The sequence below is a fragment of the Marivirga sp. genome, assembly GCF_024636815.1.
Classification (GTDB): domain Bacteria; phylum Bacteroidota; class Bacteroidia; order Cytophagales; family Cyclobacteriaceae; genus Marivirga.
Genome location: NZ_JAGXGF010000105.1, coordinates 26,995 through 46,657, shown reverse-complemented (window position 1 = coordinate 46,657; position 19,663 = coordinate 26,995). Strand labels below are relative to the sequence as shown.

General features: G+C 33.5%; 19 protein-coding genes. 10 read left to right on the top strand and 9 right to left on the bottom strand.

What is annotated here, in order from left to right; genetic code table 11:
- Nucleotides 1-464, bottom strand: a 464-nt coding sequence (locus tag Q0L29_RS08305) for a beta-ketoacyl synthase N-terminal-like domain-containing protein (protein ID WP_296620743.1), incomplete at its 3' end; no start/stop codon positions are given.
- A 22-nt stretch (nt 465-486) separates the two neighbouring features.
- The gene (locus Q0L29_RS08300; protein ID WP_013453317.1) at nt 487-723 is read right to left on the bottom strand and encodes an acyl carrier protein; all 237 of its coding nucleotides are present in this window, start codon (nt 721-723) and stop codon (nt 487-489) included.
- A gap of 155 nt (nt 724-878) precedes the next feature.
- On the opposite strand from Q0L29_RS08300, the gene Q0L29_RS08295 reads away from it, so the two are divergent.
- Both Q0L29_RS08295 and pyk read left to right on the top strand, forming a co-directional pair.
- The gene (locus tag Q0L29_RS08295; RefSeq protein WP_296620739.1) at nt 879-1,304 is read left to right on the top strand and encodes an IPExxxVDY family protein; all 426 of its coding nucleotides are present in this window, start codon (nt 879-881) and stop codon (nt 1,302-1,304) included.
- A gap of 14 nt (nt 1,305-1,318) precedes the next feature.
- Nucleotides 1,319-2,755, top strand: a complete 1,437-nt coding sequence (gene pyk / locus Q0L29_RS08290) for a pyruvate kinase (protein WP_296620737.1) — start codon at nt 1,319-1,321, stop codon at nt 2,753-2,755.
- A gap of 101 nt (nt 2,756-2,856) precedes the next feature.
- Here the strand turns inward: pyk and Q0L29_RS08285 are convergent, their stop codons facing one another.
- Entirely contained in the window at nt 2,857-3,144 is a 288-nt protein-coding gene (locus tag Q0L29_RS08285; RefSeq protein ID WP_296620735.1) for a hypothetical protein, read from the bottom strand.
- Nucleotides 3,145-3,213: 69 nt separating this feature from the next.
- A complete protein-coding gene (locus Q0L29_RS08280) occupies nt 3,214-4,659 on the bottom strand; it encodes a response regulator (protein WP_296620734.1) in 1,446 nt (481 codons plus the stop codon).
- Between the two features lie 44 nt (nt 4,660-4,703).
- On the opposite strand from Q0L29_RS08280, the gene Q0L29_RS08275 reads away from it, so the two are divergent.
- Both Q0L29_RS08275 and Q0L29_RS08270 read left to right on the top strand, forming a co-directional pair.
- A complete protein-coding gene (locus Q0L29_RS08275; protein ID WP_296620732.1) occupies nt 4,704-5,351 on the top strand; it encodes a response regulator transcription factor in 648 nt (215 codons plus the stop codon).
- Between the two features lie 30 nt (nt 5,352-5,381).
- On the top strand, nt 5,382-7,655 hold the full coding sequence (locus Q0L29_RS08270) for a patatin-like phospholipase family protein (RefSeq protein ID WP_296620731.1): 2,274 nt from the start codon (nt 5,382-5,384) through the stop codon (nt 7,653-7,655).
- Here Q0L29_RS08270 and Q0L29_RS08265 read toward each other — a convergent pair.
- Complete coding sequence (locus Q0L29_RS08265; RefSeq protein WP_296620729.1) at nt 7,631-8,707, bottom strand: mechanosensitive ion channel domain-containing protein; 1,077 nt, start codon at nt 8,705-8,707, stop codon at nt 7,631-7,633. The genes Q0L29_RS08270 and Q0L29_RS08265 overlap by 25 nt on opposite strands.
- Before the next feature lie 146 nt (nt 8,708-8,853).
- Between Q0L29_RS08265 and Q0L29_RS08260 the strand changes: the two genes are divergently transcribed.
- Entirely contained in the window at nt 8,854-10,131 is a 1,278-nt protein-coding gene (locus tag Q0L29_RS08260; protein ID WP_296620728.1) for a chloride channel protein, read from the top strand.
- Between the two features lie 17 nt (nt 10,132-10,148).
- Here the strand turns inward: Q0L29_RS08260 and Q0L29_RS08255 are convergent, their stop codons facing one another.
- Nucleotides 10,149-10,436 (bottom strand): hypothetical protein, encoded by a 288-nt coding sequence (locus tag Q0L29_RS08255; RefSeq protein WP_296620726.1) that lies wholly within the window; start codon nt 10,434-10,436, stop codon nt 10,149-10,151.
- 25 nt (nt 10,437-10,461) lie between these two features.
- Nucleotides 10,462-11,649, bottom strand: coding sequence for an acyl-CoA dehydrogenase family protein (locus Q0L29_RS08250; RefSeq protein ID WP_296620724.1), 1,188 nt, complete (start codon nt 11,647-11,649; stop codon nt 10,462-10,464).
- A 123-nt stretch (nt 11,650-11,772) separates the two neighbouring features.
- Here Q0L29_RS08250 and Q0L29_RS08245 point away from each other — a divergent pair, with 123 nt between their 5' ends.
- The 5 genes from Q0L29_RS08245 to Q0L29_RS08225 all read left to right on the top strand — a co-directional run bounded on the left by Q0L29_RS08245 (nt 11,773) and on the right by Q0L29_RS08225 (nt 18,904).
- Nucleotides 11,773-12,768 (top strand): tryptophan 2,3-dioxygenase family protein, encoded by a 996-nt coding sequence (locus tag Q0L29_RS08245; RefSeq protein WP_296620722.1) that lies wholly within the window; start codon nt 11,773-11,775, stop codon nt 12,766-12,768.
- A 1-nt stretch (nt 12,769) separates the two neighbouring features.
- On the top strand, nt 12,770-14,605 hold the full coding sequence (locus Q0L29_RS08240) for a toxin-antitoxin system YwqK family antitoxin (RefSeq protein WP_296620720.1): 1,836 nt from the start codon (nt 12,770-12,772) through the stop codon (nt 14,603-14,605).
- 18 nt (nt 14,606-14,623) lie between these two features.
- Nucleotides 14,624-16,198: an NAD(P)/FAD-dependent oxidoreductase gene (locus Q0L29_RS08235; protein ID WP_296620718.1), complete on the top strand. Its 1,575-nt coding sequence runs from the start codon at nt 14,624-14,626 to the stop codon at nt 16,196-16,198.
- On the top strand, nt 16,195-16,563 hold the full coding sequence (locus Q0L29_RS08230) for a CoA-binding protein (RefSeq protein ID WP_296620717.1): 369 nt from the start codon (nt 16,195-16,197) through the stop codon (nt 16,561-16,563). Before Q0L29_RS08235 ends, Q0L29_RS08230 begins: the two co-directional genes overlap by 4 nt.
- A 160-nt stretch (nt 16,564-16,723) precedes the next feature.
- Entirely contained in the window at nt 16,724-18,904 is a 2,181-nt protein-coding gene (locus Q0L29_RS08225; RefSeq protein WP_296620716.1) for a GAF domain-containing protein, read from the top strand.
- Between the two features lie 2 nt (nt 18,905-18,906).
- Here the strand turns inward: Q0L29_RS08225 and Q0L29_RS08220 are convergent, their stop codons facing one another.
- Both Q0L29_RS08220 and Q0L29_RS08215 read right to left on the bottom strand, forming a co-directional pair.
- On the bottom strand, nt 18,907-19,320 hold the full coding sequence (locus Q0L29_RS08220) for a PIN domain-containing protein (protein WP_296620714.1): 414 nt from the start codon (nt 19,318-19,320) through the stop codon (nt 18,907-18,909).
- Nucleotides 19,317-19,574, bottom strand: coding sequence for a DUF6364 family protein (locus Q0L29_RS08215; RefSeq protein WP_296620712.1), 258 nt, complete (start codon nt 19,572-19,574; stop codon nt 19,317-19,319). The genes Q0L29_RS08220 and Q0L29_RS08215 overlap by 4 nt, the downstream gene beginning before the upstream one ends.
- Nucleotides 19,575-19,663: the final 89 nt, after the last annotated feature.

The window sequence follows — 19,663 nt, the reverse complement described above, 5'->3', positions numbered from 1 at the left end:
CTAAATCCATATTTAATGGAAATTAGACCTGCACAAATGTCAGAGATCATCTTTGGTATGAAAAATGGATTAAAGCGAGGATTTCTATCGTTAGTAACGAAATTATCAACCTCATCTTGAAAAGTTTTTATACCTCCAATTCCTGAGCCCCAAATTACCCCAGCCCTATCTAAATCAATTTTAGATAAATCAAGCTTAGAATCCTGGATTGCTTGCTCAGCGGTAATCATACCATACTGAGTAAAAGGATCCATTTTTCTAGCTTCTTTACGATCGAGGTAATCCTCAGCCGTGAAGTTTTTTACTTCGCAAGCGAATTGCGTTTTAAATTTGGACGCATCAAATTTGGTAATGGGACCGGCTCCGCTTTTGCCCGCAGCTAAGTTCTCCCAATATTCTTCGACAGAATTTCCAATAGGCGTCAAAGCACCCAGTCCCGTTACAACTACCCTTTTTAAATTCATAAATGAATTTTGAGCTATTAAATTATTTTACGTTTTCTTCTAAGTAAGAAATGGCCTGTCCAACAGTACCAATGTTTTCGGCTTGATCATCCGGAATAGAAATATTGAATTCCTTTTCGAATTCCATGATCAATTCCACTGTGTCCAGTGAATCTGCTCCCAAATCATTGGTGAAACTTGCTTCTGCAGTCACTTCTGACTCTTCTACTCCGAGTTTGTCAATGATAATTGCCTTTACTTTCTGTGCTATTTCAGACATTATTTTAGAATTTTAGTTTTAAATACTCCGCAAAGAAATGTATTTCCCTCATTAATGTCAAACTATTTTTTTCCTTTCGTACAAGTATTTTGCTTTCCGGGGTAACTTTACCCAACAAGTTTTAGATTAAATTGAAATATTTATAACTTAAACCTATGAATAAACAACTATGGCAAGATACTTTCAGTGTAGATTTTCAATTATTGGCCATCTCTTCTTCTTTAACCGATTTCCAAATGGCATGGCACATTAATGAGCATACTAATTTTTCATTAAAAAGGGTAAAAGACCATTTCATAGAATTGAAAAAAGGCCAATTTCTCAATACCTCTTGTTTTCAACACCAAACAGAGAACGTTTCTATAAAATTATTAAAAAATAAATTAAATGAAAGTGAAGCACCACAGGCTTTTCTTATTCCTGAAATGAAAAACATTGACTATTTCCTTCTAATTCAAGATGATACAGAAGAATTAGAAATACTTAATGTAAAAAGTACACTAAGTGAAATAAAAAATGTAATTTTGATTCAAATTTTGGATGCCAATCGACTAAAATCGGTTGTGAACTTAATGACATAAAAAGAATTTAAATAATGAAACGAGAAAACATCAAATTCAACAAATCAAAGATTGTAGCAACCGTTGGCCCAGCTTCCAACACTAAAGAGATGTTGCAAAAATTAATTAAAGCAGGTGCAGATGTTTTTAGACTTAACTTCTCTCACGGTGACCACAAGATTCACCAGCAAACACTTCAGTACATTACAGAAATAAATAAAGAGTGGGGAACGAACGTCAGCATCCTTCAAGACTTGCAAGGTCCTAAAATTAGGTGTGGTGAAATGAAAGACGGAGGTGTTGAAATCAAAGAAGGGGATGAATTCACTATCACAACCAAGGAAATGGTGGGCGATTCAAAAAAAGCTTCCACTACTTATCAAGGATTACCTTCGGATGTTAAAAAAGGAGATACCATTTTGATAGATGATGGAAACATTCAACTAGAAGTAATCTCATCAGATAAAACTGAAGTAAAAACTAAAATTATTTACGGAGGAGAATTAAAATCCAAGAAAGGAATCAATCTACCTAACACTAATGTTTCAGCTCCCAGCTTAACAGAGAAAGATTTAGAAGATTTAAAATTCGGCTTAAAAAACGAAGTAGATTGGATAGCCTTATCTTTCGTTCGTTCTGCTGCAGATGTTATTGATTTAAAAAACAGAATAAAATATAACGGAAAAGAATGTAAGGTAGTAGCTAAAATAGAAAAGCCGGAAGCCTTAAAAGATATTGATAATATTATAGCAGCAACAGATGCTGTTATGGTGGCTCGTGGAGACCTTGGTGTTGAAATTCCAATGGAGGATGTTCCTTTAGCTCAGAAGATGATAATCAGAAAATGTAACGAAGCTTGTAAGCCGGTAATCGTAGCTACTCAGATGATGGAAAGCATGATTGAAAACCCTCGCCCTACTAGAGCAGAAACTAATGATGTAGCCAATGCAATTTTAGATGGCGGTGATGCAGTAATGCTTTCAGCTGAATCTGCTGCTGGGCAATATCCAGTGGAGTCTGTTTTGAGTATGTCAAATACAATTACAAGTATAGAAAAGCATGATGCTATTTATCATAAATACGGACATGTTTCAAGAGAATCAGATACTTTTAATAGCGATAATTTAGTTCAAACCGCTTGCAAATTAGCGGAAGAAACAAATGCTACAGCAATTGTTGGGATGACCAAATCAGGTTATACGGCTTACAGATTGGCAAGTCACAGACCTAAAGCGGGAATATTTATTTTTACGCCTAATCATGATTTACTAGAAACCATCAATTTAGTATGGGGAGTACGAGGGTATATTTATGAAAACTATGAAAGCACAGATCAAACTTTTGAAGATATTGAAAAGACTTTGAAGAGGGATAAACATGTTCAAAGTGGCGATATTATCATTTTAATGGCTAGTATGCCAATTAAAGAAAGAAACCGAACCAATATGTTGAAAGTAACTGAGGTAAAGTAAGATAAATCAACTCAAAAAAATAGCCGTTGGGAAAATTCCAACGGCTATTTTTTTTACTCTAAATTTAAAATGCAATAGAGTAATTTAATTAAAAGTATCGTTTAATTAAATTTATTTTTAAGATTCTGAAAAGCATTTTTCAAGCCATCTAATTTATTTTCTGCGGTAGCTTTCAACTCTTCCAAATCCTCTTCGTTAGCATTTTCAACTTTATTAATGAGAGTCTTAGCTTCATCTATTTTAGAATCTAATTCTTTAGCTTCTTGACTTCCTTCTAACTGACCTTCAGCATATGCACCTTTAGTTTCAGCTTTCAGTTTATCAAAGTCTGCTTTCCATTCTTCTACTTGTGAAGTAAGTTTTTGCTTTAAAGCATCTGTAGTGTCCATAATGTGTTGTTTTGTTTAAAAAGTACTTAATATTTAACCTCTTAGAGTAAATTATGTTACATCAAAACATTATTTTGATTCAATATCACTCGATTTATCCTTCTTCTTTAATGGAATTTCGACAAAAATCAAGGTACCTTCTTTTGATTCAATTGTCATTCTTCCTGATAGACTTTCAGTTCTTTTATGCATATTAAAAAGCCCAAAACTTCTGTCGGAATTTAACTTTTCATCTACATCAAATCCTTTTCCATTATCCTCTATTGTCAGCTGTAAAATATTATCATGATAGGTCAGCTGTACAAAAACTTCTGAAGCCTCAGCATACTTAATGATATTATTGAGTGATTCCTGGGTAATTCTAAAAAGATTATATTCAATGTTAAGGTCCTCAATTCTTTGCTCCAAATTAGTATAGAAATTAAATTCAGTATCGTCAATTGAGCTATTTAATTCATCAATTAACTCCTTTAAGGTTTCAACAAAACCAAAGTCTTCAACTGATTTAGGTATCAATTCGTAGGCAATGCTTCTAGTCTCTTGTAGTCCTTTTCGTAAAAACCTTACTCCATTTCGAAATTTCTCAAATTCCTTTTCCGTAATTTGAATCGAATTTTCATCCAAAGATTCGAAATTCATGAGAGAAATAGTAAGGGTCTGTTGTAAACCATCATGTATATCACGTGCAATCTTACTTTTTTGCCTGTCTTCAGCTTCGATAACTGCTGACATGATTTTCTCCTCATGATTTACCCTGTCAGTAATATCCTGACTCACCATTAAAAAACCGCTTTGTTCATTTTTTGAATGAAGAGGCCCAATTACAGTTGAAAACCATTGAAAATTTTCATAAAAATTAAATGCTCGAGTAATTATATTATGACTTTTTTTGGTTTCACTAACCTCTGTCATGGTTTTAAGAAACTTTTGAAGTTCATCCTCAGGTAAAAATGCTGAAATATTTCCTCCTACACTATTAACAGTCAAGGCACTACTATCTTGATTAATTTCTAGTATATTTCCATCCATATCAGTATGGATAATTTGAGCAGGCACATTATCTGAAATAATCTTTAATTTTTCAGAAGTTTCTTGTAGTTCTTTATAATAAAAATCTTTTTCCCTAAGTGTTTTCACCATTTGATATGCACTATCGATATCAAATTTCAGTCCATCATAATCATCAGATTTCTCATGAAACCTATAAATATTTACTTTATTAATGGCTTGTATCATGACTTCCTGATTCACAACCCCCGTTAATAGTATTCTAGCTACTTTTGGTTGAATATCTTTGATGGCCTGTAGAAACTCTATTCCATCCATCACAGGCATAATTTGGTCGGTTAAGATTACATCAACTTCATTATTTTTAAGATAATCTATTCCTTTATTGGGATCACTAAAGCTTAATATTTCATAATATTCTTCTAAGTTAGCCTCCAGAATGGCAAGATTAATTTCATCATCATCCAAATAAAATACTTTCGGCTTTATATTTTTACTATCTTCCATAGTTTAATTTTTACAGTTGTATAAAGTTATTATTATATTTCGGAATGATAAAAGTTTTGTTAGTTGATGACCACCGTTTAATTCGTGACGGAATAAGATTTTACCTTGAAAAAGAAGGGCATGAGATCACAATTGCAGGTGAAGCCAGCGATGGAAAACAGGCATTAATTTTTTTAGAAAAAAATTCTGATGCAGTAGACATTTTACTTACAGATATCAGCATGCCCGAAATGAATGGCGTTGAATTAGCAACTGAGGTGAATAAAAAATTCCCTTCTGTTAAAATCATTGCACTCACCATGATTAAAGATAGCCAATATGTTAAGCAAATGCTGCAGGCTGGCGCTTCTGGTTATCTTTTAAAAAACGCTAGAGAAAAAGAAATTGTAGATGCCGTAAAGGCTGTTTATAATGGGGAATCATACTATGCACAGGAAGCTACAAAAGCCATCATGGACTTTATGAGCAAGAAAAAGCAAGATTCTGATGTGATTGCCATTTCCAAAAGAGAAAAAGAAGTTTTAAGATTAATAATTGATGAGTTAAGTAATCAAGAAATAGCGGATAAACTATTTATAAGCATCAGAACTGTAGAGGCTCATAAAAGAAATCTGATGGAAAAAACTGGTTCTAAAACTTTAGCTGGTTTGGTTAAATACGCCATCAATAACTTCTTGTTTGAGGATTTATAAGTAATCTAAAATATAGGAAATGAAATATTTATGAAAAAAATTTTCCACTCAATATTCTATTCATTTCCATTTCAATTGGTTCTAAACCATTTTAAAAAGAACCAACTGCTACTTTTATGCTGGGTATTATTATTTTCTGTTATAAATGGCGGTTTCGCTAAAGGATTAGGTATCCCCTATCTTTTTTTATCACCTGAATATTTGAATGAAGTCAGCTTTCAAAGTTATTTCATAGTAGGGTTAACATTAGGAGGATTAATTGTTGCTTTCAATATTGCCTCCTACATTTTGGATGGCTATAAATTCAATTTTATAGGTATCATCAAAAAGCCCTTCTCCAATTTCTCCTTAAATAATGCCATCATTCCATTAGCATTTCTCATTAATTACATCATTCAAATCATTAATTATCAAATGATTTATGAATTTATGGAGTTTTGGCCGGCACTCTCTTTAGCCTTATCACTGCCTTTAGGTGTATTTGTCTCAATTTTCATTCTACAGCTCTATTTTTGGCTCACCAATAAGGATTTTCGAGAAGTTTTAGCAGAGAGAGTGGAGAGAAGGATCAAAAAACTTACAATTGGAAGAATTGCAGCGGTGAAATATCATAAAGATTTAAAAACACAGCAAGCGGAAGTAATCGGATACTTCGATTTAAAATTTAGATGGATTAAAGTCAATCAAAAAAGTAATCAAAAAGTATTTAACGTTATAACTGGTATTTTTGATCAAAACCATTTGAATACTGTGATTGCTGAAATTTTTATTTTTGTAGTCATATTAGTGTTGGGAGCATTTAGAGAGTATCCTTATTTTCAAATACCCGCTGCTGCAAGTGCCGTACTTTTTCTGAGTATTGTTTTAATGACAATTGGAGCTATTACTTTTTGGTTTAGATCTTGGGCAATAACGGGTGCAATTGCCATTTTCTTTTTAATTAATTACCTCATCACTATAGATTTTTTAAGCAAAACGCATTATGCGCATGGTCTAAATTACAAAACGGAAGCAGTAAACTATAATCAAAAAACAATTGATAAACTGACCAGCCCTAAAGCTTTAGCAGAAGATAAGGCTACTACTCTAAAGATTCTTAATAAATGGAGAGGCCAATTTAATGAAAAGCCAAAAATGGTTTTGCTCACAGCCAGTGGTGGTGGTCAAAGAGCCGCATATTGGACTATGAATGCACTTCAAAATGCTGATAGCATAACCAATGGTAATCTATTTAAACATACTGTAAGTATTTCGGGCGCTTCAGGTGGATTAATTGGAGCTGCATATTTCAGGGAATTAAAATATATGCAGAAAAAAGATAAAACCATTGATATCTATAATCCTAAATATCTTTCTAATATTGGTAAAGAGGCCTTAAATCCTATTATTTTTAGCTTGCTGACCAATGATATTTTTATTCGCTACCAATATTTTGATTATGGTGGATATAGCTACCCAAAAGATCGAGGATACGCTTTTGAGCAAAAACTCAATAAAAATTTAGACGGGGTTCTTGATAAGCGATTGATCGATTATAAAGAAGCAGAATTAAATGCAGAAATACCGATGTTGTTTCTAGCACCAACTAGTGTAAATGATGGTAGAAAGCTTTATGTAACGCCTAATAGTAGTTCCTATATGTCAAGCAAAAATATTACGAATGATTCTTTAAATGCACTAATGGACAATAGAAGCATTGACTTTTTAAGAATGTTCAAAAATCAGGATGCTGAAAATTTAAGTTTTTTAACTGCACTTAGGATGAGCGCTTCTTTCCCCTACATAACCCCCAACGTAAATCTACCTAGCGAGCCCAGTCTTGAAATTATGGATGCTGGATTAGCCGATAATTTTGGAGTAAGTGATGCTGTTTTATTTCTTTATAATTTCAAAGATTGGATTTCAGAAAATACTTCTGGAGTAATAATATTAACAATTCGAGACTCTAAAAAAGCAGCTATAATTGATAAAAGCCGAAATCTTTCCATACTCAAAAAGTTATCCACTCCAATTAGCAATATATATAGTAACTGGACGAATGTTCAGGATACACGTAATGATTTGCTTATTGAATATGCTTCTGAATGGTTTGAAGGTGATTTGATCCACGCAATGCTCACTTACGATGCTGGTATTGCTTTTTCTGATGATAGCTTAAGTAAATTAAAACATATTGAAGAAAGAGCTTCATTGAACTGGAGACTAACAGGAAGAGAAAAGTACAACATCAGAAATGCTATAAACAGTACTGAAAATCAAAAGACTCTACATTGGCTTAATCAATCTTTAAGTTCAGATGATTGATCCATGACAAATCTTGTTTTCGGTAATGCATCTGGATATTTCTCTTGAATAAACACCAGCATTTTCTCTCTTACCAAGCATCTCAAATCCCAAGCAGTGGGTGAATCTTTTGCAGACATCAATAATCTTATTTGCATAGACTTTTCTGTGCTATCAGTAACCTGTAAAACTTGATTATTTTTATTCCAAAGGTCAGTAGTTGCCAAAACAGCTTCAAATTCTTTTCTCAATTCATCAATAGGCACAGTATAATCTGTAAATAAGAAAACACTTCCAATGATATCTGCCGAATTTCTTGTCCAGTTCTGGAATGTCTGCTCTGTAAAGTAAGTGATTGGCAAAACTAATCTTCTCTGATCCCAAATCTTTACCACAACATAAGTCAAATTTATCTCCTCAATCCACCCCCACTCTTTCTCCACAAATACTGCATCCCCAATTTTGATGGGTTGGGTAAAAGCTATTTGAACTCCTGCCAATAAATTTCCAATTGTTTTTTGGGCAGCTAAACCAATGATAATACCTGCAACCCCTGCAGAGGTCAAAAAAGTGGCGCCATATTTCCTGACACCATCAAATTGCAATAAAAATAAGCTTAAGCCTATCATCACAATAAGAAAAACAATGATTTTTCGAACAAAAGTAACTTGAGTTAAAACTTGCCTTTCCTTAATGTTATCTGCTCTATCAACTTTAAATTTACTATTTAATACATCCTGTGAAAAATAAACTAATCTAACAGCTATTATGGTAAAAGAGGCTATAATTAAAGATTCAGAAATTAATAAAAGCCATTCAGTTAAACTTTTACTTAATTCAAAGCTGGGAATAAGGTTATGCATAATTAGCATAGGGATAAATAGAAAAACACTCCCATTAAAACGTTTTTCCAGGAGTTTTATAAGCGCTCTATCATCTTTCTTATTAAGAATGAAAAGAGTTTTAAAAAACACATATCGAATTATAATTCCTATGATGACAGAAAATAATGTAAATATTGCTAGGCGAATAAATGGCTGTTGCAATCCAAGCGGATTAAAAAAATCTATCATTTATAATCAATATATCTTTGTATGTAATCTTTAATCTGTTTTGTCTAAGATAAGATGAGGATTTTCAGCATCAAAAATTATTTAACACCTTTTGAGATATTTTTATATACATATATTTGCATGAAATAAAATCTTAGACTTCCATTGTGAAATTAAATAGAAGAAGAAAATTAGTTAGGTATCTAAATATTCTAGACCAACCCATCAGATTTAATCCTTTCGTTTTTAGTCGGAATTTTTTGTTATGGGCATTCCTAGGACTAATAGGGGGATTAATTGCTGGAATTTATTGGATAGGACTTGAGTTTTTAACTCACAAATTGGCATTCTTTAGTGATTGGCAAGTAATTCCTGCAATGGCAATTTGTGGCCTGTTAGCAGGTCTCATAATTCACTTCATTGGCGACCCTGGAGAAATACATTTGATTGTTAATAATATTCGATTTAACAAAGGGAAGCTAGATCCTAAAAACAACCCTTCTATGGTTCTCTCTTCTTTATTGTGTGTTGCTTCTGGTGGAAGCCTAGGACCTGAAGCTCCATTGGTCCAAGTAACTGGTTCCACGGGTACTTGGATTGGAAAATTATTTCGGCTGAAAGGTGAAGAATTAAGGTCATTAAGTATTGCTGGTATGGCTTCAGGTTTTACTGCTTTGTTTGGTGCTCCTCTTGGTGGTAGTTTATTTTCTTTAGAAATACTTCACCATAAACATGCTGTTGAATATTATAAAGCAATTATCCCAGCATTTGTCGCAAGTTGTTTTAGTTACTTAGTTTTCGCCTTAATCATTCATTTAGGACTTGGTCCAATATGGGATTTATCTGCTTATGAGTATTCTGGAATTTTCGACTTTGGTTATGCGGTTTTATTCGCAGTAATTGCGGTTGTTTTTGGGTGGGGGTTTATTTTTTGCACCAAATTATTCAAATCAATTTTCGAGAAAAGACCAATCCCTATTTATATCAAAACTTTAATTGGTGGGATATTACTTGGTATTATTGCATATTTCTTGCCAATAACAAGATATTTTGGACATCACGAAATTAACGAGCTATTATCTAGTAATTTTCCTTTGACTTTATTGATTGCAATTTTGATTTTTAAAATTATTGCCATTTCAATTACTGTGACTTCAGGTTGGAGAGGTGGATTTATTATACCTCTATTTTTTGTAGGGGCAACAATTGGGCTTATAATATATCAAATATTTCCTTCAATAAATCTAACATTGGCAATCGTTAGTTGTATGGCTGCAATAAATGCTTGTGTTACTCGAACACCAATGAGTACTACAATTTTACTAGCTACTTTAACAGGATTTGGACATTTCATTCCAATATTGTTTGCTAGTTTGACTGGATATTTTTTGGCGCCAAGAATACCTTTTATTGGCTCACAATTGGGAAATAAAAAAGCCGAGTAAAAACTCGGCTTCATTTTCTATTTTAATTTATCTTTTGTCTCTTTAATGATTTTTTCGAATCCTGCTGTTGACGAGAAAAATGCATCACTCAATTCCTGAGCAGCTATATCACCAAAGTTCTCAACTCTGGTATATTTTTCTTCCAACTCATTTTGGAGCTTTTCTAACTTTTCAAGATTTTCTGAAATCTCCTCTTTTCTATCAGCTTGAGAATTTCTTGCCTCAGCTTTCAAAAGCTCAAATTCCGTTTTTAACTCATTTATTCTCTCTGTAGAAGAGTTCTTAAATTCATCGTATTTTTCCATCAATCCGTTCGTTTTAAATTAAAAATTATTCAAATGCAGGAATACCTGTAATTTCTTTTCCTAATATCAACAAATGAATGTCATGTGTACCTTCATACGTCACAACAGACTCGAGGTTTGCCATATGACGCATCATTGGGTATTCTCCAGTAATTCCCATACCTCCATGAATCTGTCTTGCTTCTCTTGCAATATTTAATGCCACCTCCACAGCATTTCGCTTGGCCAAGGAAATTTGAGGAGTGGTAGCCTTGCCTTCATCCATCAATTGTGCAAGTCTATAATTCAATAATTGCGACTTAGTAATTTCAGTCAACATTTCAGATAACTTCTTCTGTGTCAATTGGAAAGAAGCAATTGGTTTTCCGAATTGAATACGCTCTAAAGAATATCTTCTGGCTGAATCATAACAATCCATAGCTGCACCAATAGCTCCCCAAGCAATACCAAATCTTGCAGAATCTAAGCACTTCATCGGAGCTCCCAATCCGGATTTACCTTCTAATAAATTTTCTTTAGGAACTTTTACGTTATCAAATACTAACTCTCCTGTAGTACTTGCTCTCAATGACCATTTTCCATGAGTCTCAGGAGTAGTGAACCCTTCCATTCCTCTTTCTACTATCAATCCATGAATTCTTCCTGATTCATCCTTTGCCCAAACGACCGCTACATCACATTTAGGTGAGTTGGAAATCCACATTTTAGCACCATTCAGTAGATAATGATCGCCTTTATCTTTAAAGTTTGTAGTCATTCCACTCGGATTAGAACCATGATCTGGCTCTGTTAATCCAAAACTTCCTAACCACTCTCCTGATGCTAATTTTGGCAAATATTTTTTACGCTGTTCTTCATTTCCAAAAGCATAAATCGGATACATCACCAAAGATCCTTGAACAGAAGCTGTTGATCTCATTCCAGAATCACCCCTTTCAATTTCTTGCATGATAAGTCCGTAGGAGATATAATCTAATCCTCCCCCACCATATTCTTGTGGAATAGTAGGGCCAAAGGCACCTACATCACCAAATTTCTTTACAATTTCATAGGGAAAATGAGCATTTTGTGCCCACTCTTCAATATTCGGACTGATTTCCTTTTTTACAAAATCTCTTATTGATTGTCTGATTAATTTATGCTCTTCGGTTAGTAATCCGTCTAAAGCGTAAAAATCAGGTGATTCAAATTGATCGGTTGATTGATTATTCATATGTATTAGTCGTTTTTATTTTTTGTAGCTTTGTAAGCTCATTTGAATAGTGCAAATTTAAAAGTATTTTTAAGAAACCTTCAAAAAAGGCGAAAATTGCAAGAACCATTATTTTTTTAGACTATGAACAAAGACCAAATCAATCAAAATTTGGAAAAGCTTAATCTTAAGTACCAGTCAATGGGGCAGGACTTATCCGCCTATCTGGATGGATTACTTTTATCCAATTATACCACATACTGGGACTATATTAATATAGACACTCTATTAACCTTACAAAAGCCTAAAACTGACTTCCCTGATGAGGAGATTTTCATTATGTATCATCAAATTACGGAGCTTTATTTCAAAATGTGTTTGAATGAGATGGAGCAAATAGCCAATAATGGAAAAATTATTGGTGAAAACGGAGAAGATTTAGGTTGGAATGAGACATTAAATGTTAATTTTTTCATCAAAAGACTAAATCGAATGAATCGTTATTTTGAGACCTTAACTCAATCATTCGACATCATGGTGCAAGGAATGGAAAAAGAGCAATTTCAAAGGTTCCGGATGGCACTTTTACCTGCCAGTGGTTTTCAATCAGCACAATATCGATTGATAGAATTTGCTTCCACCCCATTAATTCAATTAGTAAGAAAAGAGAAGAAAAATGAGTGTAAAGATGCTCCAATAGAGGATAAATATAAGCATATCTACTGGAAACAAGGGGCTACTGAAGTAGAAACAGGACAGAAAACACTGACTTTAGAGCAGTTTGAAAAAAAATATAAAAATGAATTTATCAACTGGATAAAACGTTTTGAGCAAAAAAATATATATCAAAAATACCATGAACTAGATAATGACTCCAAAAACAATAAAGAGTTGAAAGAAGCTTTAAGAAATTTTGACTTAAATGTGAATATTTTTTGGCCACTGGTTCATTACAAATCTGCAGTTAGATATTTACAAGAAAAAAATAAGGATGTAGCAGCCACTGGCGGTACAAATTGGCAGCAATATTTGCCCCCTAGATTTCAAAAACGTATATTCTTCCCTGAATTATGGTCCGATAAGGAAAAGGAAGAATGGGGAAAAGGATGGGTAGTTAAAGAAGTATTTGGAGAAAAATAAAATGAAAACTGTTTTCAGCATCATATTGATAGTGATACCGACATTACTATTTGCACAAAGCAAAGAGGTTAAAGTCTATTATGATGACGAAAGAGAACATTTGAAGGAGCGCTATTTTGTAAAAGATTTAGATCCTGGCGTTCTATATGGAACTTATGAATCCTATTACATTTCAGGCGAGCTAAAGAATAAAGGACAGTACGTTGATGATGAAACTTATGGTCAATGGAAATATTATTACGAGAGTGGCAAATTGAAAATGCAAGGACAACTCAAAGATAATTCTAATCATGGATTATGGTCTTATTATTTTGAGAATGGGGAACTCAGAATGGAAGGAAAAATTTACCAAGGCTTACGTCAGGGAAATTGGAAATATTTTTACGAGACAGGAATTTTAAAAAGCGAAGGAGAATATATTGATGATTTAAAAAATGGTTTATGGACTTATTACTCTGAAAATGGTGGATTAAAAGCTAAAGCGATTTACAAAAATGGTGATGGTATTTATAAAGAATTTTATCCTAATGGTAATTTAAAATCCGAAGGCTTTATAAAAGATGAGAAAAGTGATAGCCTATGGAAAAATTATTATCAATCAGGAAGCCTGAAATCCAAGGGGAAATATTCCGAAGGTGCCAAAGAAGGAAAATGGACTTATTTTTACGAAGATGGTATCGTGTCGGGAGAAGGTGATTATATTGATAATTTAAATCATGGGAAATGGGTTTATTACCATCCCAATGGGCAAGTAAGTGCTGAAGGTGCTGAAAGAGAAGGCAAAAAAGAAGGGTATTGGAAGCTATATTTTGAGGATGGAGGATTAAAGGGTGAAGGTATATATGATGCAGGCAGCGGGGAATACAAAGAATTCTATGAAAGTGGGAAATTAAAGGTAAAAGGCGCTGTGATGGATGGTAAAAGTGAAGGCAAGTGGGAATATTTTTACGAATCAGGTGAAAAAGAAGGTGAAGCTGAGTTTCAAAAAGGAAAAGGAGAATACACTGGGTATTATCGAAATGGTGATAAAAAAATGCTTGGTGTAATTGAAGATGGAGTAAAGACAGGCACTTGGGAATTGTATGATCATAATGGAGAATTAGCAGGATATTATAAGCCCATATATGAAGATTATGAACCACTGTTGAGAACAGCCAAAAGTCCGACAGATTTAGCTGATGATAATTTACAATACAACAAACCAGATTACAGATATAAATCAAAAAGCAGTTCCTACTTCAAATCTAGAAATAATGATTTCCCAACTTTAATACTTCAAGTAAATCCTTTCAATATGCTCTTTGGCGATTTACAGGTTTCTTTGGAACATAACATCCAGCAAAGGATTGGATATGAGCTGTTGTATCACACCTTTAGAAATCCTTTTTTTGCTAATTCCTTAAACCTAAGGGCAGGTGATAATTTTTTCGAAGGATTTGGTTTTAGTCTAAGACAAAGATTCTACCATAAAGACACGAAATTTGGAATGCCCTATTTTGGGCATTCACTGTCCTACACTAATGTAAATAGATTTAAATATTACGAAGACAAAACACAAACCGATGTTGTTTCTGCTGAAATGAACGCTCATGGAGTACGATATGGTTTATTAGTCGGAAGTAGGATTTTACAAAACCTGAACGATAATGGTTTTACATTTGACATTAATCTAGGCATCAATTTTAATTATTATTTCTATGGTGAAGTGAAAAACGAAGGGCAGAAAAATGAAATTTTTGATGAATTGATCAACCAACCTTTTAAAGTTCAACCGATAGTAGGGCTTTCCTTTGGCTATGTTTTTAAGCTTAAGAATGTTAAAACATTAAATCCATAGCGTTTATTAAAATTGATTATGATAGAAAAAGAAGTAGTTTTAAAGCCTGAAGAGGCTTTCAACGAAGAAGAAGTTTTGGCAATCATCCAACAAAAGCTGGGATTAAAATCCACCCAAAATTTCAGAATTGCCAAACGCTCCATTGATGCCCGTTCAAAGGAGATAAAAGTGCGCATTAAAGTAGAAATTGTAGATAACACCCCCCTTCCCGAAAGGATAAATTATAAAATTGAAGACTTACCAAAAGTACATAATGCCAGTCAATCTGCAGTAATAATTGGAGCAGGCCCAGCAGGCATGTTTGCGGCATTAAGATTAATTGAATTAGGCTGGAAACCCATTATCCTGGAAAGAGGAAAAGATGTCAGAGCAAGAAGAAGAGATTTAGCTGATATTAATAAAAAGCATATCGTCAATGCTGAAAGTAATTATTGTTTTGGAGAAGGTGGTGCCGGCACTTATTCAGATGGCAAACTCTATACCCGCTCTAAAAAAAGAGGAGATATATACAGAATTTTGGAAATCTTAGTTGCTCATGGTGCTAAGGAAGATATCATGATTGATGCTCACCCACACATTGGTACTAATAAATTGCCTAAAATCATCCAGGAAATTCGTGAAAGCATTATAACTCATGGTGGTGAAGTACATTTCGAAACGAAAGTGACAGGCTTTAAAGTAGAAGATCATGAACTTAAATCTGTTTCTACAGCCAACGGAAGGGAATTCAAATCTGATGCATTCATTCTGGCAACAGGTCATTCTGCAAGGGATATTTTTTATTTATTGCATGATAGCAAAATACTAATTGAAGCTAAACCATTTGCTTTAGGTGTCAGAGTAGAGCATCCACAGAAAGCCATAGACAAGATTCAATATAAGTGTGAAGACAGAGGAGCTTATTTACCGGCCTCCTCTTATGCATTAGTTCATCAAACCTATTATAAAGATAAACAGAGAGGTGTCTTTTCTTTTTGCATGTGCCCTGGCGGATTTATAGTGCCTGCCGCTACGGAAAGCGGTGAAATTGTCGTAAACGGAATGAGTCCATCAAGAAGGGATTCTCGCTTTGCTAATTCAGGAATCGTAGCGGCTATTGAACTGGAAGATATACAAGAGTTTGAGCGTTTCGGTCCATTAAAAGGCTTGGAATTGGAAAAATCCATAGAACAAAATGCTTGTAAAATTGCCGGTAATACTCAAACTGCTCCAGCGCAACGATTGATTGATTTTACACAAGGAAAACTAAGCAAAGATTTACCGGACACCTCCTATCAGCCAGGTTTGCATTCTGCACGAATGGATGAAGTTTTACCTCCATTTATTGCAGAAAGACTTAAAACAGCTTTTAAGGCATTTGGTAAAAAAATGAAAGGTTATTTTATAAATGATGCCATTATTGTGGGGGTTGAAAGCAGAACCTCTTCCCCTATTCGTATCCCTCGTGATAAAGAATCGTTAGAGCATATAGAAACCAAAAGGCTTTTTCCTTGTGGAGAGGGTGCAGGCTATGCTGGAGGTATAGTTTCAGCTGCTATGGATGGAGAACGATGCGCGGAAAAAGTGGTAGAACATTATAAAAACAAATCATGAGTAAAAAGACAGTAATCATTGGAGCTAATAAAAACCCTTCAAGATATTCATATTTCGCAGCAGATAGATTAACCAATTCAGGACAAGAAAACGTACCTGTAGGAATCAAAAAAGGTGAAGTTTTCGGTGAAGAAATTTTAGATATAAGAGAATCTCCAAAAGTGGAAGATGTAGATACCATTACCCTTTATTTGGGGGCCAGACATCAGCCAGAATATTATGATTATTTGCTCAGCCTCAATCCAAAAAGAATTATTTTCAACCCAGGAACTGAAAATTCTGAATTAGTGAAGCTAGCTAATGAAAAAGGTATTGAAACAGAATATGCTTGCACACTTGTCATGTTAGGAAGTGGAGTTTATTAAATAAAACTAAGGAATTAAAAAGATTAAATTACACTATTTTCAGTAGATTATTTTATTAATAAATTTTACCTATTAAGATAATTAAAGCGTAATAAAGCCTTTTTTTATATTTAACAGTCTTTCTTTTTATCTCGCCTATCTTCGTAAAAAATTATAAAATATGAAGATAAGAGATCTTGCCATTCGCAAAAAATTCATTCTTTCCTTTTCCTTATTGCTAATCATGATGCTTATCGGTGGATTGGTTGTAGGTTACTTATGGAGCCAAGTAGATGAATATCAGCAAGTAAAATCAGATGTTGCCGAAACAATGATGCGTTTTGACAATGCTCAAAAAATCGAACAGGATTTCCTTATTTTTGGATGGAAAGAAATTGATTTTTTAGAGGATGGAAAAAGTAAGTTTACACAACAATTCTTTTCTGAGGTTGAAACAGTAGAAAAATCACTAGAGCAAAAAATAACATCTGAATTCATTAATAAGAAGGATTTAGCAGGTGATTTCCGCTCTATCCTAATCTCTATTATTAGCTATAAAAAATCTTTTGATGATTTACGAAAACTACTTTATACCAGAGGCTTTAAAGATCATGGTTTAGAAGGGGAAATGCGAAGTTTTGCACATGATCTCCAGAAACGTCAATCAGCAGAAGAAAAAGTATTTGCCTTTAGCTTAAGAAGACATGAAAAAGATTTTGCTTTGAGAAAGGATATGGGCTATACCGATAAATTACATAAAACTGCCGATGAATTTATAGGGTTTGTAGAGGAAGCCAAAATTGAAGAATATCCACATATGACAGCTGGGTATAAAAACAAAACAATTGATGACATAAAAGCTTACAAAAACCATTTTGATAAAATTGTTCAAACCGAAATCGCTATCGGGCTAAATGAAAAATCAGGGCAATTCTTACAGATAAATCGGAATAAAAAGGAAACAGAACCTATAATCTCCTTTTTGTATCAAAAAATTAATAAACAAAACGAATCCTTGAGACAAACCGCTTCTATCATGATAGGATTTACACTCATATTACTTTTAATTACAGTCTTTGGACTTGTATATTATCTAAGAAAAACGGTTTCTAAACCTATCCTCAAGCTTGATAATATTGTAAAGAAGGTATTATCAGGAGACAGCCATGCAAGCAAGGATCTTCAGCATGATGGAAAGGATGAAATTGGAAGTCTTTTTCGAAACTTTAGCCTAATGCTAGATAATTTGAAAGAAAATTTAAAATTAATAAAGGATAAAAATGATTCTTTAGAGCTCAAGGCAAAGCAAGATGAAATCAGAAGTTGGAATATTGAAGGTTTAAGTCATTTTTCGGATTTAATGAAAGGTAATAATTCTAATCTAGATGAATTTGCAAATTCTATTATAAGTGAGACCGTAAAATATTTAGGAGCTAACCAAGGAGCATTCTTTATTTTAAATAATGAAAATGAGGAGCCAATTATGGAAATGAAAGCTTGCTATGCTTTTAATAAAAAGAAATATATCAATAAAAAAATCGAAAAAGGGGAAGGCTTGGTTGGGCAAACTTGGTTGGAAGGCGAGTCGATTTATATGACCGATGTTCCTTCTTCCTACATCAATATCACCTCTGGCTTAGGAGACGCGCCTCCACGCTCCATCATGATTTTACCACTAAAAACTGAACAGCAAATAGTAGGCATCTTGGAAATTGCTTCATTTCAAGAATTTGAAAAGCATGAGCAAGATTTATTAACTGAACTGGCCAACAGATTAGGAAGCGTGATAGAATCGATTAAAATGCAGGAGAAAACTCAAAAACTGTTAGAACAATCGCAGGAAATGACAGAGGAAATGCAAGCTCAAGAAGAGGAAATGCGCCAAAATATGGAAGAACTCCAAGCTACACAGGAGAAAATGAGCAGAAACCAAAAATCATTAAATGAAGCCATTAACTTTAAAGATTTGCAAATAAATATGATGAATAGCCTTTTAGGAAAAGTGTATGAAGGCATTATTTTCATAAATACAGATTATCAAATAGTGGCTTCCAATAATTATTTGATAGAAGACCTTCATTACAGTGAAAACGATTTAATGGGCAATCATGCTGAATTGATATTCAAAACTTCTTTGAAAAAGAAAATAGAGGCACTTCAAAATGATCCAGATTTTATTTTAACAGGTGTTTCGGAAAGACAGGAAGCGAAAATTATGGATAAATTTAGCAATACCTTCGATTCACGATTTGTGATTACCAAAATAGAGCAAAAAGGAGAGATTTTCTATGCTATACTTTTCAATAAAAAAGATGCTGAATTTGGAAAACGAGTATTAAAACATCTATTTCAAGCGAAATAAAATTAGACTTTCAGAGTAATAAACTCACTAGAATTCAAGACTTCTATTTCGCTGAAATAGAAGTCTTCTTTATTTTCGGTTAAGATAACATTGCAAAGCATTCGCTCTGCTGCATAATATTCAAAACCATCCTCAAGATCATATATTTTTTTATTCGCTAATGCTTTTTCAACTCCATCTTGGTCAGCATCCGCAATTTTAATATGCTGACATAATAAAGAAATCTTCTCTTTGGCTTTAGCCTCACTTACTTTCTTGGATGCAAAATAAAAAGCAATTGCGAGACAAATTGGAGAAGTATAAAATTCAAAAGTGGATTTCCCAGCTAAACTTAAAATTCTAGCACTGTGATTAAAGAGAGGGTATTCTTTATTAAGTACGGATACTATGATATTTGCATCCAAAAAGATTCTCATTTTTTGGATGATAAATATTCTCCTTTCATATCCTTTCTTTTACGGACTTTAGTATGATATTCGGCTTTGCCTTCAGCAAGCTGATTCACCCAATCTGCCACAGGCAATTCATCTAGGGATTTATACTCACCAGTAGTGATTTGTTTTAAAAGAAACTCAGTAAGACGGGACAAACTGATGTTATTTTGGTCTGCAAATTGCTTAGCCTGCCCTATTATTTCCTTATTGAAGGATAAAGTTACTTTAGCATCCATTGTTACTCACTTTAATTATACGACTAAATTAAAAATATTACACGTATAAAACAAACATTAGATGAAAAATGAATAACTATAAAACAACA

Bases quoted from the DNA above. Each gene is read 5' to 3' on its own strand.
- Q0L29_RS08240 (WP_296620720.1), top strand. From the start codon at position 12,770: ATGAAAACTGTTTTCAGCATCATATTGATAGTGATACCGACATTACTA.
- Q0L29_RS08300 (WP_013453317.1), bottom strand. From the start codon at position 723: ATGTCTGAAATAGCACAGAAAGTAAAGGCAATTATCATTGACAAACTC.
- Q0L29_RS08220 (WP_296620714.1), bottom strand. From the start codon at position 19,320: ATGAGAATCTTTTTGGATGCAAATATCATAGTATCCGTACTTAATAAA.
- Q0L29_RS08250 (WP_296620724.1), bottom strand. From the start codon at position 11,649: ATGAATAATCAATCAACCGATCAATTTGAATCACCTGATTTTTACGCT.
- Q0L29_RS08285 (WP_296620735.1), bottom strand. From the start codon at position 3,144: ATGGACACTACAGATGCTTTAAAGCAAAAACTTACTTCACAAGTAGAA.
- Q0L29_RS08275 (WP_296620732.1), top strand. From the start codon at position 4,704: ATGATAAAAGTTTTGTTAGTTGATGACCACCGTTTAATTCGTGACGGA.
- Q0L29_RS08245 (WP_296620722.1), top strand. From the start codon at position 11,773: ATGAACAAAGACCAAATCAATCAAAATTTGGAAAAGCTTAATCTTAAG.
- Q0L29_RS08295 (WP_296620739.1), top strand. From the start codon at position 879: ATGAATAAACAACTATGGCAAGATACTTTCAGTGTAGATTTTCAATTA.
- Q0L29_RS08265 (WP_296620729.1), bottom strand. From the start codon at position 8,707: ATGATAGATTTTTTTAATCCGCTTGGATTGCAACAGCCATTTATTCGC.
- Q0L29_RS08270 (WP_296620731.1), top strand. From the start codon at position 5,382: ATGAAAAAAATTTTCCACTCAATATTCTATTCATTTCCATTTCAATTG.
- Q0L29_RS08235 (WP_296620718.1), top strand. From the start codon at position 14,624: ATGATAGAAAAAGAAGTAGTTTTAAAGCCTGAAGAGGCTTTCAACGAA.
- Q0L29_RS08230 (WP_296620717.1), top strand. From the start codon at position 16,195: ATGAGTAAAAAGACAGTAATCATTGGAGCTAATAAAAACCCTTCAAGA.
- Q0L29_RS08280 (WP_296620734.1), bottom strand. From the start codon at position 4,659: ATGGAAGATAGTAAAAATATAAAGCCGAAAGTATTTTATTTGGATGAT.
- Q0L29_RS08215 (WP_296620712.1), bottom strand. From the start codon at position 19,574: ATGGATGCTAAAGTAACTTTATCCTTCAATAAGGAAATAATAGGGCAG.
- Q0L29_RS08225 (WP_296620716.1), top strand. From the start codon at position 16,724: ATGAAGATAAGAGATCTTGCCATTCGCAAAAAATTCATTCTTTCCTTT.
- pyk (WP_296620737.1), top strand. From the start codon at position 1,319: ATGAAACGAGAAAACATCAAATTCAACAAATCAAAGATTGTAGCAACC.
- Q0L29_RS08255 (WP_296620726.1), bottom strand. From the start codon at position 10,436: ATGGAAAAATACGATGAATTTAAGAACTCTTCTACAGAGAGAATAAAT.